11 protein-coding genes are annotated in these 17,740 nt (G+C 59.7%); 7 read left to right on the forward strand and 4 right to left on the reverse strand.

Annotation, left to right across the window (positions count from 1 at the left end):
• Positions 1 to 14 precede the first annotated feature (14 nt).
• From DIT72_RS16005 to DIT72_RS16035, 7 genes are read left to right on the forward strand one after another with little or no spacing between them, the layout of a single operon-like run.
• Positions 15 to 1,733, forward strand: a complete 1,719-nt coding sequence (locus DIT72_RS16005; RefSeq protein WP_135956251.1) for a hypothetical protein — start codon at positions 15 to 17, stop codon at positions 1,731 to 1,733.
• A gap of 10 nt (positions 1,734 to 1,743) precedes the next feature.
• On the forward strand, positions 1,744 to 5,256 hold the full coding sequence (locus DIT72_RS16010; RefSeq protein WP_135956252.1) for a hypothetical protein: 3,513 nt from the start codon (positions 1,744 to 1,746) through the stop codon (positions 5,254 to 5,256).
• Positions 5,257 to 5,262: 6 nt separating this feature from the next.
• Positions 5,263 to 6,804, forward strand: coding sequence for a hypothetical protein (locus DIT72_RS16015; protein ID WP_135956253.1), 1,542 nt, complete (start codon positions 5,263 to 5,265; stop codon positions 6,802 to 6,804).
• Entirely contained in the window at positions 6,801 to 7,391 is a 591-nt protein-coding gene (locus tag DIT72_RS16020; RefSeq protein WP_135956254.1) for a Pvc16 family protein, read from the forward strand. The genes DIT72_RS16015 and DIT72_RS16020 overlap by 4 nt, the downstream gene beginning before the upstream one ends.
• 21 nt (positions 7,392 to 7,412) lie before the next feature.
• Positions 7,413 to 8,090, forward strand: coding sequence for a peptidase associated/transthyretin-like domain-containing protein (locus DIT72_RS16025; protein WP_135956255.1), 678 nt, complete (start codon positions 7,413 to 7,415; stop codon positions 8,088 to 8,090).
• Between the two features lie 13 nt (positions 8,091 to 8,103).
• Positions 8,104 to 10,209 carry an ATP-binding protein gene (locus tag DIT72_RS16030; RefSeq protein WP_135956256.1) on the forward strand — a complete coding sequence of 702 codons (2,106 nt, stop codon included), beginning with the start codon at positions 8,104 to 8,106 and terminating at the stop codon, positions 10,207 to 10,209.
• 3 nt (positions 10,210 to 10,212) lie between these two features.
• Positions 10,213 to 13,929 (forward strand): DNA/RNA non-specific endonuclease, encoded by a 3,717-nt coding sequence (locus DIT72_RS16035; RefSeq protein ID WP_135956257.1) that lies wholly within the window; start codon positions 10,213 to 10,215, stop codon positions 13,927 to 13,929.
• Between the two features lie 622 nt (positions 13,930 to 14,551).
• On the opposite strand, the gene DIT72_RS16040 is transcribed toward DIT72_RS16035, so the two are convergent.
• The 4 genes from DIT72_RS16040 to DIT72_RS16055 form a co-directional block, all read right to left on the reverse strand.
• Positions 14,552 to 15,142 carry a 3TM-type holin gene (locus tag DIT72_RS16040; RefSeq protein WP_135956258.1) on the reverse strand — a complete coding sequence of 197 codons (591 nt, stop codon included), beginning with the start codon at positions 15,140 to 15,142 and terminating at the stop codon, positions 14,552 to 14,554.
• Entirely contained in the window at positions 15,142 to 15,681 is a 540-nt protein-coding gene (locus DIT72_RS16045) for a glycoside hydrolase family 108 protein (protein WP_135956259.1), read from the reverse strand. Before DIT72_RS16045 ends, DIT72_RS16040 begins: the two co-directional genes overlap by 1 nt.
• Positions 15,682 to 15,945: 264 nt before the next feature.
• Complete coding sequence (locus tag DIT72_RS16050) at positions 15,946 to 16,356, reverse strand: ACT domain-containing protein (RefSeq protein ID WP_135956260.1); 411 nt, start codon at positions 16,354 to 16,356, stop codon at positions 15,946 to 15,948.
• Between the two features lie 106 nt (positions 16,357 to 16,462).
• Positions 16,463 to 17,611 carry an FAD binding domain-containing protein gene (locus DIT72_RS16055; protein ID WP_135956261.1) on the reverse strand — a complete coding sequence of 383 codons (1,149 nt, stop codon included), beginning with the start codon at positions 17,609 to 17,611 and terminating at the stop codon, positions 16,463 to 16,465.
• Positions 17,612 to 17,740 lie beyond the last annotated feature (129 nt).

Here is a 17,740-nt window from a genome sequence, read left to right on the forward strand (position 1 = left end):
AACAAGGAACGGTTATGAGCGACATACTCTTCCAGCCTCTCGGCGACCCGATCGCCGGAGGCGACAACCTGGAAAAGCTGGCGGATATCGATCCGCGCATGACAAGAACCCATTATTTCGACGGCCGCCTGTTGACCGCCGAAGACCTTGAGCGCGACCAGATCTATCTGGACCAGCGGTTGCGGGAAGTCGGCAAGGCTCTTGGCAGTGGCATCATTAACGGGCTCGAGCTGAGTTTCAGCACCGATCCGTACCGGTTGGTTGTCGAGCCCGGCAAGGCCATGACGCCAGCCGGTCGGGTGCTGCATCTGGGTACCCGAATGACCGTGAACCCCGGCGACAAGGCGCTTATCTCGCAGCTCAACGACGGCCGACACCGCCACTTCAACCGCGGGCTCTACGCGGTGGTTCTGCGTTACGTGGACGTACCCACCGACATAGCCGAGGTTTTCCCCACTGACCTGAAGAACCGCCGGGGCTCCGACTATGCACTGGTGACGGAGTCCATCCAGCTTGGACTGGTGCCTCTGCCACTCGCTTTGCCCGCACTCGACACTCTGCGGCTGCGCGCGCGACTGATGGCGGAACTGCTGGATAACAAACTGGCCAGCAGCGTGGTGCCCGAAGACTCGGTGGCGCTGGGGGTACTGGCCATTGCGCAGGACACCCCGCAATGGGTCGACAATGAACTGCTGAGACATCCGATACGCCCGGAGCCGGACCACAATGACCTGCAGGAGGACCTCCACCGTCAGTATCAGTCTCTGCTGGGCGATATCATCGGCCATCGCGCCGGGGGTGGGCTGGACCAACCATTTGCCGCTGCCGATTATTTCCCGATCATTCCCCCGGCCGGCGGGTTGCCCAGGAATGCCGTGGATCCGCAGAAGGGTTATCACAGCTATTTCCCGGCGTCCTTTGATGTTGCTGTTGCACCGGTTCGCGAAGCAGACCTGGAGCTGATCCGCAGGGAGTCCATGGGGCTTCCGGCCATTGACCTGAACCGGGACAGTGACGTCAGCGTTATGGTGCTGGCCCCGCTCTCAGACAAGGACTACTGGACCTTGTCCAGACAGCTGGTTGCCGATAACCCGCCGAACGAACGGGACTTTCTGTACCCCGACCCTCTGGCGCTGCGCCTTTATCGCAAGTCCCCTTCCCACAACCTGGATACCGACGCCAGTGTCTGGGGCGAAATCTGGAACCGGATCGACAGCGACAGTCTGATCTATGTGAGGCGCCCGGTCCGGGCGGCGGAAACCGGCATCAGCGGCATCATCCTTGCCCAGGGGGCCAGCATTCCGGATGCGCAACCCGAAAACGACGGTGACGCCGATACCCAACCAGAGGTGCCAACCGAGATCGAGGACGAGCACACCATCTTCTTACGCATGGTCAATGTGCCGTCACTGGCAAAAGTCCGGCCCGCGAACAGTGAGGCAGGCGAAGAATCCATCAAGGCACTGACCGAAAGCCTGCCCCGGGAGCTCCGGGCCATCCGCGCCGTCCTCGACACCCTGTTAAGGGTTGAGCGGCACTACGACCCGGTTATCTGGCAAACCCTGGAACAGGCGCAGCAGCAGGACAATCTGCTCAGACTTCGCGATCTCCTCATGGAAGCGGAACCCGATATCGGGAGCACAGCCAGGCACATAATCCGCGCAGGTGCGGACCTGGGCCTCGCAGAAAACCTGCTACAGCAATGGAAAGAGCAACTGGACGCCCTTCGCTGAGGAACCTGCCATGACACTGATAGCGCTGAACCGACCCGTTCGCAGCGACCACCGCCTGGAACGGGTACACATGTTCCCGGGCAGGCACCTGGGCGAACAGGAACTGGACCGGCAACAGGGCTGGGCCGACGCCCGACTGTCCCCCCTGCTCCTGCATCGCCACCCGGGCATTGTTCACGGCCTGACACTGGCCGATGAATCACTGGATAGTGTGACGGTGACACCCGGCGTAGCCATTGCGGGAAACGGCAGAACCATCCACCTGTTCTCTGAGCTGAAGGCCGGCTGGCAGGCGCTGATCGACCAATACCTGGAGTCGGTAGCCAGCAATGATCCCACTGGCATCTACTACCTGACCCTCAGCCAGGAACTGCGCCACGTAGACAGTCCCGGAGTGGAACCCTGTCAGCGAGCGGAGTTCGATCCCACCCGCGATTCCCAGTTAACCACCGTTACCACCGCCGCCCTGCGTCGGCTGGCCATTGCCGGTGCCTCTGCCAGCGATCTGGATCGTTCACTGATCGAAAACCGGGTCGCTGTGGCGGGTGTCAGCGCCGATTTGCTGAGAAACCATCCCGACTCCGTGCCGGTGGCCCTGGTGTGCGTGGCGCCGGGCGCCGAGGATGCACCCGAAGTGAAATGGGTTTCCCCCGAAGCCGGGCGCTACATGGCCACTGCAGACAGTGGGTATCAGGTGTTACTGGCCCAGACCAGAACCGCTATCAACCGGGTAATGGAAAAGCTCCGTGACAGCGGAACGTCTGGCCCTTCAGAACAGCATCTGTTCCTGAAATCCAACCTTGGCCTGGACTACCTGCCGGCAGCAGGACAGCTACCCGTCAGCTGGCTGCACCGCCCCGAGTCTGCTGAAGTGCAGATGACCGGGCTGCACGAGCACATTGGCCTGGATATGATTCCGGTACCGGAAGACCGGATAGCTGACCTGATTCATCGCCACCTCCCTTCCCGGCCGGTTAACCTTCACCATCCCGCGGGAGAACGCCTGCGGTTGCTGATTGCTCTCAACCCTGCCGACTATCGTCCGGATCTTCTGGACATCCCACCGACTGACAAACGGCTTGAGGATGATCTCTACCGGTACCAGATGCGCGCACACCAGGCATGGATGAGCTGGAAATCCCAGTTCTATCGCCTGTACCACATTGTCCCCAGCCATGAACCACCGGTTGGCAGAACGGAGGAAGAACGGGCCCTGGAACGGACCATCCACGATCCTGACAGGCTGGGCGATCTGGGCCTGCCGAAGGCGGAGAATGCGCCGGTCACACCGGACACTTTCTTCACGGAGCTGAGAACGAATTCAGAGGGTGGCCCTGAAACGCCGGTCTACCCCTATGACCAGCCCCAGCCGGAGCCGCCGGAAGACTACCGGGCCTGGATCGCCAGACAGGAGGATGGCGGCAGCCAGTCACCCGATGCGACACAACCGGATGAGGACGGCCTGGTGGTCCGCTACGCGGCACTGCTGGTGAACATCGAAGAGACCCGCAACCAGATCCGCAACCTGACCAGCCGCGGTGGCCGCCTTAGAGACTTCCTGCTCTTGCAACGCCAGCAACTGGACGTTCAGTCTGCCTCTCTTTCTGCCCTCGCCCGGGGAGTGGCTTCCGGCACCAACGCGTCCAAGGGTAAGGGTACGCTTCAGTACAGCTACGCCCTGAGTCCCGACGCCTACAATGTGGCCAGCGCCCAGGAGAACCAGCGGCTCTATGGGGGGGTTTCGAAAGCTTTAAAGAGCAGCGGTGGCCGTAAAGGCAGTGCCATGGAGTTACTGGAAAAGAGCGCCGTCAAGCGGGCCTCTGTGCAGGAGGACACCCTGCTACGGAAAAACCCGGATAACACCTCTGCCATCGAGATCATGGCACAAACCCATGGGCAGCCGCTGGCACCTCTCGGGGGCAACACGCCGGTGATGAAGCAGTCTTTCACACCGTTTGTCTCCGGATTCACGGTGATGGAAGACGCCAGCCCCGCTGCCGCCCAGTATCAGAAAAACCACGCCAAGCTACTCGAGCTGAACACCCTCGCCGACCAGCAGCTGGACAAGGGTGATGCCAGAAATCTCAACAAGCTGTTCAAACCAGAGCAACTTGTCGATCCGGGAAAGCTGAACACCAGCCAGGGCGACAACAACAAGGTCATCAAGGATCAGTACGATGCGCTACTCGATGCAGGCAAAGCTCTGACCCGCTGGATCAGGGGCACAGAATCCCGCTTCAACGATCTCGAACGGAAACGGGAAGCAAAGATCAGTCAGCTCAATCGTCTTGAAGCGGAAGCGAAAAAACTTTCCGCCAGTATCCGCATTGCCAGGGAGAAACTGGACAGTCTTGCCCAGGCGCTGAATGAGCAAAAAGGCGATTACTCGCTTGCCCAACAGCTGCTGATGGAAGACTGGCAGCGGGTGCAGAAACGCAATGAAGCACGCTCACGCATACTCACCGCCGGGATCAGGGCGCTCTGGTATATACGGGTGCGCAGCGCCGAGGCTTCACTGCCCGCGGCAGACCCGTTGACACTCCGCTTCCGGCGGGGCAATGACGAAATGCCCGCCTGTGCCCCGGATAAGACGGTTGATTTACCCGAATCCCTCGCCGGCTTCATGGATACGGTCGCGGAAATTCCAGTTTCGGACTGGGCGGTACTCCAGCCAGTCATTCCCCGGGTTCCACTCAACCTCAACATTTCTGTCATCGGGCAGTATCGCAAGATCCGCCTGCAGGAGAAGCAACAGAAGCAGGAGACAGGACAGATATCCACGGCCCTCCAGGGACGGTTAAAGACCCTCAGGCTGAATAACCGGGCGCTTCTGACCGGCATGACGCAGAAAGTTTTCCCGGCAAAGGCCGACAGTATGCGGCAGAGTCAGCAGCAGAATTCCCGGGTACTGTCGCTGGAGGATGCGATCACCACAAAATCCGCCCCGCTCCGGAAAAAGGCTCAGGAACTGCTCAACAACCTGGAACTGGCGCAAAGCTGTCTTCTGCAGCACCTCCGCGGCCTGTCAGGCTCACTGCGGCTGACCTGGGGCCAGTTGGCCGAGGATAACCAGCTCCGGGTCGCGGATGTCAGCCGCTGGCCAGGCCTGGAGCGGGCAGAAAAGGAAGACTTCAACCGGGTACGCACCATCTCCGAACTGGTGACGTGGTGGTTCAGGCAGCTTGACGGCAAGCCCTCCGGCGAGAGCCGGCAAGCCATGGAGAACATGATCCGGGCGACCCTGATTGTGGCCTCCCTGGGAGATCCGGAAGACATCATCCGGGGCCAGGTGACCGCACCCCCACGGGTTATCAGGCCCGGTGAGCGACTGCGGGTCCGGCTGAACCGGTTTCCTCTGCCGGGTACCGAACTCCAGCTGCTGGACGACCATCAGAGGGTCTCCGCTGTGTTATCCGTTGAGGACCAGGTGGCCGACAGTACCGAGGTAAGCATCACCCGGGTATTACAGAAAAATATCCGGATAAGCAGCCAGTCCACGGTTATTGGCAAGTTACGGAGGTAAACCGGAGTGACCCTGCCGCAGCAACCAGACACCACCCGAATCCACAGGCTAATCGTGCGGGGCCCTTCCGGGACCCGCCAGCGCCTGTTACCAAAGCTGGAGGCCAGCCATTGGCCGGCACCCACGGATGGCAGCTGGGTGCTGGTTCGTCAGGTTGCGGCCTCTGCCGGCAAAAGCCGGTTGGCCAGCGAACTGGTGGAAAAGGCACGCCAGCAGATCAACAGCGGGGATCCTTCCGAGGTCGTGCGCTTCGCCAGCCTGGCAGCATTGGTCGCTGCCCTCATCACCGATCTATCCAGGGGCATCGCCTCCCAACGCTGGTACTGGCAGCGTTGGTCCCGGTTCTGGCCGCTGCCAGCCGGAGATGCCATACAGCAGGTGATGCAGGAGCATCCCCGTGAACTGGTTTCTGTCTGCCATCTCCTGGCCTCTGAAGGAAATCTGATTGATGTCTGGCAGCGTCTTTCTGCGGAGAATAGTAGTGCCGTGCTGTCTGCTCTGTGTCACGAACTCGGACTGACGCACCACACTCGCGGCTCCGCCACGGCAGACCCAAAGACTGACAGCCCCGGGATGGTCATTCCATCCCGCCAGGTTCGGCGCTGGCAGCCGATATTTGCAACGTTGCCCGATACCGATCCACGCTCAACGCTGGCTGCCCTTGTTATTGCCACAGAGTCTGCAACAGTGGCACTTCTTGCCGAACCAGCCACCACCCTGGCCAGTATCCGGGAGCGCATGAAGCACTCTGGCGAGCCCCCTCAACCTTCGCACAGCGTCCTGACACTAAACGGCACTGGCAGTCATGCCGGTGACAGGTTACACACACCTGGGCCTCAACAGAGCTCCGGCGCTACCGATTCCCATGCAGCCAGTCAGGACAATGAACCCGGACCGCAAACCACAAGCGAATCACCGGCCATCCGCATAGGCACTAACACTCCAGCAATCCCTGAGCTCTCTGGAGCTGGCGGTGGACTGACCGCCCCCGATGCAGACACAGAAGCGCTGTCAGCCGCATACGACCTCCCGCAGAACCAGAGTCTGGCTATCCGCTCAGACAGGGTACGCACAGACATGGGGGGAGCGCTCTACCTGCTCAATATCCTTAATCGGCCGCCCATACAGGCCATCATGGAACAGGCCTGGCAGACACTTCCCAGTGGCTGGGCCTGGCTCTATCGACTGGCCCGGGAACTGGATCTGGACCAGGAAGACCCGTTGTGTGCCTTTCTGGCTGAGCGGCTTGGCCTGGAGTCCGTAGCGGAACTGGAATCATTGCCACAGCTGCCGCAGCGACAGGCCGTGCTGTCGCTGGCCGGGCAATGGTTCAGCTGGGAGGATCTCTGGTCTCCCACGCTGATCCGGGTTCCGGCTGAACTGGCCTATACACCCGGACACCTGGATCTGTACCTGGATAACAGCCAGGTACGACTGGAGTTGCGTCTGGCGGGACTGGATCTCAATCCGGGCTGGCTTCCCTGGCTGGGCACGGTAGTGACCTTTCATTTTGACCATTTCCCGCACCTGCAGAGGGCCACGTCGTGAGCAACTACACCATTATCGAACGCGTCAGCGAGGAACTGCGACGGCAGATTTTCTCCGCCCTGGACGAGGCACCGGACACCGAGTTCTCCGTAACCGATGCAGCTACCAATATCGCCCTGGAAGCGCCGGGGGAAAACCTCAACAACCAGGTGGTGGTCAGCCTTTACCTGTATCACATCAGCCAGCAGCAGCGGCCGCGTAACCCAATGCCCCTGCGGTCCGGAGCCGGTGAAGAAAAACGCCCGCCGCTTCCACTGCAACTGAGATACCTTCTGCTTCCGGTCGACAATGAGACCAATAATCAGCTGATGCTGGGGCGCATTCTTCAACACTTCCATGACCACCCGGTACTGGAATCCATCGCCGGGGAAGCTCCGGACAGCAGCTTCGGGCGCGGACAGGACCAGATTCGTGTGATGGCGGAAGACATTCCCCTGGAGCAGCTTACCCAGTTATGGAATGCCTTCAGTCAGCCCATGCGACTGGCCACCATTCTGCGGGTGGACGGTGTCGCCATTGATTCGTATCGCAGCCCTCACCAGTACGGACCGGTTCGCGAAGCCTATACCGTGCTGGGCCAGAAATAACCCGAGGCAAAGGACAGAACCATGAGCAACAACCCGGTAATCGTCGCCCAAGCCTTGATCAGTGGCCGTGTACTGGACCAGGTTCAGAACCTGCCTGTCTCACGGGGACTCACCCTCAGCCTCTGGTACCGGCCTGCGCCGGAAGGGGATGCCGAAGCCGGCGAATACCGGCCAGCCGGCTTCTACAAAAAGGTGACCAGTGACGGCTACTTCTGCTTCTCCGCCAGTGGCGGCCCGGTTTTCGGCGATCGCTCCCCGATGCCGGACATGCAATTCCGGCTGGATGCCGAGGCGCCCGGTTATCAACCGCTCAGCCACAACTTCGAGCTGGCTTCGGAACAACTGACCAGCACCGATTCGGATCTCGACCTGGCCGGAGAAAGCCGGGAAGTCACACGCATCGCCGGCCCATTCGACGACCTCACCCTGGAGCTCTCTCCCAAACCGTTGCGCCTTACCGGGCAGATTTTGCGGGATGGTGATCCGGAAACCCCACTGGGTAATGCCGAGGTAACGGTCTCCGCCCCGGAGACGCGCCCGGCCGTTACCACGGACGACCGCGGGTTCTTTGCCATCGATAACCTGCCCCTGGCGCGGGAAATCACCCTGACTCTGAGCGATGGCAGTGACGACCTCACCCGCACCATCCGACTCGACTACGGGCAGCCGGTGAACAACCACCGGTTCATTTTCCGGTAGACCGGTGACCACCATGACCCTGCAAGAGCAACTGGACGGCTATCAGAACGATCAGGACTACCTGACCGACGTCCTGCAACTGATTACCCTGCAAATGGAACAGGCGGTGGCCCATTTCCGGGCAGTGCGAGGCGACCATAACCGGGAGGGCTTCCTGGGCCTGTTCCTGGATGACGAGGATATAGACCGGAACCTGGCAGAGCTCAAGGAGACCGGCAATTCCCCTGCAACGCCTGAAAACATTCGCCGGCTGCGGCAGCAGATCATTCTGCAAACCCGGGCCACACCCCATAAACTGCCGCCCCAGAGGCTGGCCGAAGCCCTTGGCCTGGGCCAGCAGGAAACAGACCTGGTGTTGTACCTGCTGGCCGGAGAAACAGACCCCCGCTTCGCCCGGGTGTGGGCTTTCCTGCAGGACGATGTTCAACGCCGCTACCTGACACCCGGGCTGGTGGATCACCTTTCTGACCTGCCCCGTTCGAGCCGGTCAGCAACGGACATCCGGGCCATGCTATCCGCTAAAGCGCCCCTGATACGGCACCGGGTCGTGTTAGTGACCGAGCCCCAACGGCCATTGCTGGAACGCCCCCTGCAACTGGATGACCGCATTGTTGATTTCCTGCTGGGCCGGAACACCATTGATCGCCGACTGGCGGGCTATCTGGAGCTCTTACCCTACCCGCAGCCCCGCCTTCGCCCGCCATTGACGGAAGCCCTGACGGGACTGGTGAAGAATCCGGGCGGCATCCAACCCCTGCCCCCGCTGCAACTGACCGGCGAGCCGGGCCAGGATCACGACCTGTGGCTGGCCCGTAAGCGTGGCCAGAACCTGCTTCGTGTACGGACAGAAACGTGGATTGGAACGTCAGAATGGCAGGAAAGCCTCTACGCTCTCCGTCGGGAGCAACGGCTGCATAATGCGCTGGTCAGTGTACCCCGGTCCGAACGGATGTCGCCGGAGCAGCAGTCCGCCCTGCTTGAGTTGCTGCCAGACAACCTGATCCTGCAGACAGAAACAGCGGGCGCGCCCTCACCGGTGGTGGAAATTGCGCTTCCAATCCCCTCACCGGAAACACGGGAACTGACCTGGCAGCAGCACCTGCCAAAGCACTGGCTGGACCTGCAACCAGCCGGGCTGGTTCCCGACGTTGCTCGGCGGTACAGACTGACGCCGGCCAGGATTGCCGGAATCAGCCAGCGCCTGAGCCATCACCTGCAACTCAGCCCGGACTTCAATGCGGAAGACCTCAAGGCACTGTGCAAATCCGCAGCGGCGGAACCCATGAGCACCGGTGCCCAACGCATGAAGACCAGCCAGGGCTGGCAACAGCTGGTCCTGCCCAAAGCGAGTAAAGGTCTGCTGGAAGAGCTGATTCTGCGCGCCAGTCATCAACAGCAGGTGCTCGGCAACTGGAGGATGGACCAGCTGTTCGGGCAGCAACCCGGACTGAGCGCACTGTTCGTGGGCCCTTCCGGCACCGGCAAGACCCTGGCAGCGGGCGTCGTGGCCCGGGAACTCGGGCTGGAGCTATACCGTATTGACCTGGCCACTGTGGTCAGCAAATACATCGGTGAAACCGAGAAAAACCTGCAGAGCATATTTGACCATGCTGCCAGGGCGGATGTGGTGCTTTTCTTCGATGAGGCGGACGCGCTGTTCGGCAAGCGCTCCGAAGTCAAGGATGCCCATGACCGCTACGCCAACATTGAGACCAGCTACCTGCTGCAGAAGATCGAGGCCCATACCGGCGTCTGCATACTCGCCTCCAACCTGGCCCAGAACATTGATGACGCCTTTATGCGCCGCATCCAGGTGGTGGTGGAATTCCCCTTCCCCGGCCCGAAGGAGCGCGAGAGGATCTGGGGCCAGCTGCTCACCACCTCTGCTCCCATCCGGGACGATCTGGACCTGCCGTTCCTCGCGCGCCAGTTCGAGCTGACCGGTGCCAACATCAAGAGTATTCTGCTGCTGGCCGGCTGCTACGCTGCTGGCGAACAGCAATCTATCGGTATGGAGCACCTGGTGAGGGCCATCGCCCGGGAATACAGCAAACTGGGTAAACCCCTGAGCAAAACCCTGTTTGGTCCCTACTATAGCCGCCTGCGGCAGTGGGAGTAGACCATGAGCCAGACCACCGCTACGGCCTCACCCCAGAGACAGTCGCGCAGCCCAGACCCGGCACCCCAGCCGGCTCCTGCGGCCCAGCAACCGCAGAACGGAGAATCGGGTGCGAGCAATACGGCGGTTACCGGCCTGATGGAGGACGGCAGCTTTGTAGTCGGTCTGGGCGGCGGTGTTCGCATCAGCGCAGACAGCATTGAAGGCGAAAACCAGCTCAGCGCCGACCTCTCGGCCCTCAACCTGGGCATCCCAGGGCTTCGCCTGACCCGTTTCCGCTACAACACCAACCGCAACTGGGGTCGTCTCAATGCCGAACTCGCAGTGCCTTATCTGGAATCCACACAAGCCACATTGACGCTGGATGACAGCGGCCTTGCAAGCCTGAGCGGCGAGCTCACTGCCACGGCGCAGTTGCCGGCTCTGAATAACCCGGAACTGACGGTGTCTCTGGATGAGAACCGCGAGCTTTCCGCCGCTGTGGACATTGCAGGAGCGGACCTGGTGCCGGCACGAATGAGGAAGCTTTCGGTCACCGGAAGCGGCCGCATCGCCCTGACCCGGGGGAAGCTTAACGGCAACCTCAGCTTCGACCTGGTCTATGAGGGACTGGGTTCCGGTCAGATTTCCATGCGATTTACCGAGGACGGCAACTTTTCCGGCAGCGGCCATGCACTGGTTACCCAGCCATTGCTCTCGGGTATCCGGGCGGAACTGGGTATCGACGAAGCGGGTGACCTCGCCGGCAGCGTCTCACTTCCAGCCGCGCGCCTGGAGCCGCCGGCCCCCGGTCTCTCCATAAGCGAAGGGACGGTCACCTTTGCCTACCGTAACCAGCGGCTGTCCGGCAGCATCGAGGGGGTAAACCTCAGCTATCGTGAACTGGGGGATGCCACACTCAATGGGAGTTTCAGCGACGATCATGCCGAGGGCAGCGGCGAATTCAACCTGTCCCTGCCGGGATTTTCCGAGGTGAGTGGCGACGTCGGCTTCAACGAACAGGGACAGTTCTTCGGTGGCTTCCGGCTCACCGCCAACGATTTTCCCGAAGGCTTACCGGTCGAGTCCGGGCGCATTACCGGCCGCCTGGATGAGTCCGGCAATGTCAGTTTCAGCGGCACCGTGGCCATTACCCTGGCCAGCGTGGGTCGCGGTCAATTCTCTGCAGCCTATGAAAACGGGGCGACCAGCGTCACCGCAAATGTGGAACTGACCGACCTGCCCGGCCTGGAATCCGCCAGCGTGCTGATTACGCTGACCGATGGTGACCTGGAGGGCGAAGCCGACATTGCCGTAGACAGTGAAACCCTGCCCGGCATCGGCGCCCGGCTGCACCTGACCTACCGGGAAGGCCTCTGGTCTGCCGAGCAACAGGTGGATTTCAGCGTCGACGATGGCCGGCTGCACGGAACGGTCACCCTGGCCCTTGCCCAGGAGGAAGACGGCGGGCTGAACGTATACGGCGGCGGGGATGTCACCGCCGAGATTGCCCCTAACCTTGAAGGCACCCTGGCCCTTACCATCAACCCCGACGGTACGATTGATACCAGTGGCGAGATCCGCGTACCGGAACCCATCGAGCTGTTTCCGGAAAAGCGCCTGGAAGGGGAGCTGTTCAGTCACAGCCAGAACATTCCCTTGTGGGCCATCCTGGTCGCCGTTATCCGGATCCGCGCCGGTGTGAGGGCCGGCATCGGTCCGGGGCAGCTGCGTAACATCACGGTGGCAGGTGAATATACGATTGGCGCGGAGGAACTCCCGTCATTCTCGGTCACCGGCGAGCTCTACATCCCTGCCTTTGCAGAGGCCTATCTCGGCATCGGTGCGGGTCTGGGGCTGGATGTGGCCCTGGGCTCACTCACCGGAGGCATCGAAGGCATGGCCACCGCCGGCATCTACGGAGCCATCTCGGTGATACCGGAGCTGGCCTACGAGGACGGGGATTACATGATCAACGGCACCGCTACCCTGGCCGGTGCCGCCAAGTTCAAGCTGGGCCTGAATGCCTGGGCGGAGATAGAGGCACTCTGGGTGACGGTCTGGGAAAAGGAATGGGAACTGGCAGAGTGGGTATGGGATCTTGGCCCCACTCTCGCCCTGCAGGCGAGGCTCAGTTACAACTTCTCCAACCCCGAGCCCCCAAGCCTGGAAGTGGAAAGTGGCGATATACCGGACGCAGAACAGCTGATTCAGGATGCCATACCCAAGGATGGCCCGCCCTCCTCGGGTACGCGGGAAGCCCTGCAGAATCGTGCCGAATGGAACGGCCCCACACGCCAGCCCGGAAGCGACAACGAAGTACCTGAACAACTGGCCAGACAGGCCGAGCAGGCTCCGGAGACCGGAGGACGGCCCTCGGCGGGAAGTGGCGGGGGTCGCCCACGGGCAGAGCAGCGCAGAACTCAGGAAACACAGAACCAGCCACAAGGCCGGGGCCGGTCGGACCAGGCTGATCAGGCTACGGAGAACACCCAGAGTGCGGGTCAGCCTGCGCGTACGGAAAGCACCGTCGCCGAGGAAGAAACACCACCGCAAAAGGGGCCCAGACACCCGAGCTCACCCTCCCTCGCCAGTCTGGACGAACCACCGGTCCCCATGCCTCGCACATCGGCACAACAGCAGGAAGACCTGAAAGCCGCCGAGAAGGTACTGAAACAGGCCTTCGGTCAGTCTGAGGATTCTGAAGATCTGGAAAACCGCTACTTTGCAAAAATCCGGCAACGTTACCAACTGAGCCAGATCCGCTTCGTCCAGAAGGGCGACAAGACAGCGGTGGAGCTGGCCATCAACCCCAGACTCGAAGTACTGGACTCCCTTGAGGCCTCCGGTACCGGCCTGGCTGGCAAGCAAACACGGATCTCCTATGGAACAGGCTCCGTGGGTGGCCATACGGTAGGTCTCGCCATGGAGGCCGAGCTGGGGCCGGACCATCCGTCCGGCAGCGATGCCAATGGTATCCACGCACTGATGAACAAGCTCACCACAACACCCACCAACCTGTCCGGCGACCGTCGCTACATTCGCGGCCACCTTTTGAATGGCCAGCTCGGGGGTGAAGGCTCAGACATGAACCTGTTTCCGATCACCCATCAGGCCAACATGGCTCACCGTGACCAGATCGAAAACAAGGTGAAAGACTGGGTCAACGTTAAACGCTTCTGGGTGGATTACCAGGTACGGATGGAACTGGACGGCAGCCCCGTTCTGAGTCACCCGGAAAGCAACAAGGGGTTCAATTACGTCAACAGCCGGATGGTCTGCGAAGCCGCCATCATCACTCTGGACGCCAAACGGGTTAACAGGGTAACCACCACCATTTTTTCCGAATACGCCCTGCCCAGCGAAAGTGACAGGGATAACCGGAATTCGATGGCTAACGTTGACTCGAGTACGGAATATACCGAGGTCACCCCCAGGCAAAGCGACCTTGATGCCACCATCAATGAGCAGAAGGGCAGCCGGACCTACCGGCTCAACCGGGCTATTACCGGAGCTATCCGGGAGGCACTCTCAAGAGGCGCCACCGAGCAGGAGGTTAAACAGGCAGTGCAAGGTGTCAGCGGCGTTGGCGAATCCAGGGCGGAGACGCTGGTGCGTATCTACAACCGCTTTGGTCAAGACGTCGCAACCGGCCTTGGCGAAACCGACAAGAGCGCACTGACAACCATCAACCGGCTCGCCGACGACGTGGTTGCAACCATCGACGTCCTTGAACCCTGAAAACCGTTCATTCTCGCAACACTTCTCCGGAAATGGGGGACGTGCTAGATTAATTATTGCAATGCTGCGGTGCGCGATGACGGCCGGACCAGCAACTTGCTGGTTCCCTTCCCCGCGTTGGCCGGTGATGAGGCATACCTGGCGGTTCCCGAGCGGAATGTCATGCAAGTACCGGGGTCCCGTGGCGAGATCACGCGCCTGGCCAACGTGGTCGGGTAACTGATGCGCCCAAAGCGGCTCCAGGAACGCGGGCAGGATGCTCACAGTGGAACTGTGCCTCACTGGTAAAATCACTGGCTGACAAGGGTCAATACCGTTAACGACACAGGCGGTTGGCCGGTGGTTACCACCGGCCTGCTTCTCCCCACCGGTTCAAAGCATCATGTATAGAAGGAAACCGGGAAAGATTTGGTTTCTGAAGACTTCTTCCTCATGTCCGGCACGTTGAGCGAGAGGATGCCTTGGTCCATCCTGCCCCCGGTTCTTGCCATCGGTATCGCTGTGTTGAGCCAACTTAATCCGCTAACCCGGAGGGTCAAAGGCATGAATGTCCGTTTCGTCGATGGTCTCATGTTGGGGCTGGTGTTGGTGAGCAGGTAGAAGCAACCAGGCGGTCTACCGCTCAATCATTCACCGGCTTCTTCATCGCCAACCATTCCGCGACCACTTTATTGCTCGGCCGCGTTCCCTGCTCGGCCACGGCCGCTTCGAAGATTTTCGATTCCTTACTGTCGTTCTGCTCGTCCAGTTGCCGAAATTCCTTGCGCATCACGACCAGGTTTTTGGCGGCTTGCACGGCGTCTTTTCTTACCGCCATATCCTGGGATTTTAATTGCATGCGCCCGCCGAAGTAGAAACCGATGATGACACTCAGCAAAGCCCAGTAGCCGGTGGGCATGAGGCTGTAGGATTCGGCGATCAGGAGAAACTTTTCCGGGCTTAAGGGCGCGATAATAAAAAACGCCAGGACGCCGAAGGTGATGATCGGGCGCACCGAGCGATTTAATCCATCGATCAGAGAATCCCACCAGGTGCGATTTTTCCGGTCGACGAACTCCGCGGCGAATTGCCCCATCACGGCTTTGTCGCGGTCGAGGTCGGCCATGACTTCGTTGTGGCGGTGTTGTTCTTTTTCGGTGGCGTTGGGCTTGAAAACCTCGACAACTTCTTTGCCACCTCTGAAAATATCGCCGATTGCGCTCCACCAGGCCATTAGGCTACCTCCTGCTCAAATTCGTCGACACGGTTCATCCATCCTCGCAGGAAAACTTCCTGGGAAGGGCGGGCAGCGACGATGGTGCGGTAAAAGTTGCGCCGCTCTTCCAACAAGGCTTTGAGAAAATAGTCGCCCATGACGTTTTGGGCCCAGGCAGCGGCTCTGGCGGTATTGGGGCCCATGGCGCCATCCTCGTCCAGGGGCGGCTCCTTACCGGCCTGGTTGATCACGCTTTGCACGAATTTTATCGCCCGGCGCGGGCCGTGGTTGACCGCGCAATCGAAAATAAAAGGCTGGATTTCTTCCGGCAGGCGGTGGATGCGCGGACCTTCGAAGTAGTTGCTCTCGTAGATGTCCCGGGCTACATCTTCACTGAGATTTTTGACTTCGCTTTTTAACGCGGCGCGGCCGATGTAACGGGACAGGGTGTTTTGGGTAATTCCAAAGTTGGTGGGCCCGCCGCGATCGGCGGGGTGGTCGACATAGCCGCCTTCACGACGCAGTATGTCGTCGATCATTTCCTCGATGCCAGCCATGATTTCTCCTTAAACTGGTCAAGAAGCTATAACGGTGAGGCTGGTTGCCGAAGGACCTCAACACCATCGAACATTAGCCTATCTCGATGTCGCGAAATTCCAACTGCCGATTCAATGATGTTTGCCAAGACGTGGAATCAGACCTTTTTTAAAAATAGCTTACCTGAAAATAAAATCCTGCAGTTTTTCTTTTTTATAACTGACCCTGACCCGTGTTCAGTACCGCTCACTGTCAGAAAAATCCGGCTCGTCCAATGCCCGTCTTCAGCCGTTGGGTTTGCTGGCAAGCTCCTTCAGCGCTTCCATGGCCTCATCGATTCGATCGCTGGGCACGAACATGTGGTCGTGATAAAACCCCGCTATGACATTAGTGGTAATGCCCCGTTCGGCAAGCAGGCTCGTTACCACGGAGGTGAGGCCCAGAGCTTCGAGACTGGAGTGGCCTTCGAGCGTGATGCGGCGGAAGACTCTGTAGTAGTCCAGGCCTTCGGCTTTGGCCTGCTCCAGAGGAATGACCAGGGTCAGACCTTCCAGTTCGGCGATGCTGACAATGGGTTTCAGCTTTTCCAGCTCGCCATACTTTGCGTGGGGAACTGTGCAATAGACATAGGTCGTCGAGTCCAGTTTTGGTGAGAGCTGCGTGATCAAATCCTGGAGAAACTTTGGTCGCTTCATCTTTAACTATCCTCTGGCCGAATATCGTAGGTATACAGAAATTTAGCACTTTCTGTGGTCATTTACGTTAATGGAATGAACTCTTCAGGCTTTAGCCACTGAAAAACTACTGAGCACTGCCTGGGAACTGAGACCTGTTTCCCAGCCTTTGGCCCTGTGATTCAAGACGTTCGCCGAGGGCTATCTGGCGCTGTTCCCAGTGTGCCAGAACAGCGTCTGGATTTTCATCTCCGTGGCGGAGCGCAACCGCAAGATCGATCGCATTTGCGGCCGCTTTTGAGGTGCTTGCTGCGGTATGCGGCCTTGGCACAAACGCTGCGTCGCCCGTCAATAAAACGCGCCCGAAAACCATTCTGTTCACTGACAGGTCCAGTATCGGCTGGATAAATGGCTCCCTGGTTGCCAGAACAAGGCTCTTCATCTGCGGAGCCAGCTGCGACCTTGCTGCTGTCCGCATTTCATCGACCAACTCCTGCTTTGCTAATCCAGGAGGCACCGAGGTCAGTCGGCTTCGGCCGGTTTTGTCCGTGAGCAATTCCGGTAGATCATCTGCGCTGACATTTCGGTACCACACCCAGTTAAAGTAGCGCTCACCTTTCCGTGTCGAACCATCCGGGGCCGGAATCAGATACTGCAGAATGTGGGACCCCGGAAATTGCTGGAACACAAAGCGCTCGCTCAGTAATTGGGCCGCTTCAGGATCAAGCTCCCCTTCTTTTACCAATCCTCGCCAGGCTACATAACCAGCGTAGTCGGGTGTCACGCCTGGCAACATGAGTGAGCGGACGGTCGAGTTTACGCCGTCTGCGCCAATTAACAGATCACCGGTGGCAATTCGCCCATCCTGGAAGATCGCTGTAACCTTTCTGTCGTCTTCTTCATGAACACTCACGAGACGCGAATTCAAATGATAGTTGTCGTCAGGTATGGCGTTACGCATCGTGTTGTAGAGCATCGGCCAGGAAGTCAGGGTTTGCTGGCCGTTCATCCGCTGCGCGATACTTCCGTCATGATCCAGAAATAGCCGCTCATGAGAGACCACGCCCAGATCCGGATAGTCTTTTAGCCCGGAGAGTTCAAACGCCAGCTCTACTTCCGGCTGTAATACGATACCTCCGCCACGGCTTTCCAGGGCATGTGGTGTCCGCTCGAATACATCTACCTGCCAGCCGATACTGCGCAACATAAGTGCATTGAACAGCCCCGCGAGAGAGCCTCCGATAATAATTGCTCTGGGCCTGGTTTTGTCGTTCACGTCTGCTCTCCTGTACCTCGCGACGAATCCAGCATGTTGTGTGGAATAGTCGGCGCAAGCTGTCGATATATCGCTGGGCTGTGTTCAGGACTTTCTTTGGTCTCCAACTTTCTATTGTGTATTTTGAAA

The organism is Marinobacter orientalis, assembly GCF_004792665.1.
Classification (GTDB): Bacteria; Pseudomonadota; Gammaproteobacteria; order Pseudomonadales; family Oleiphilaceae; genus Marinobacter; species Marinobacter orientalis.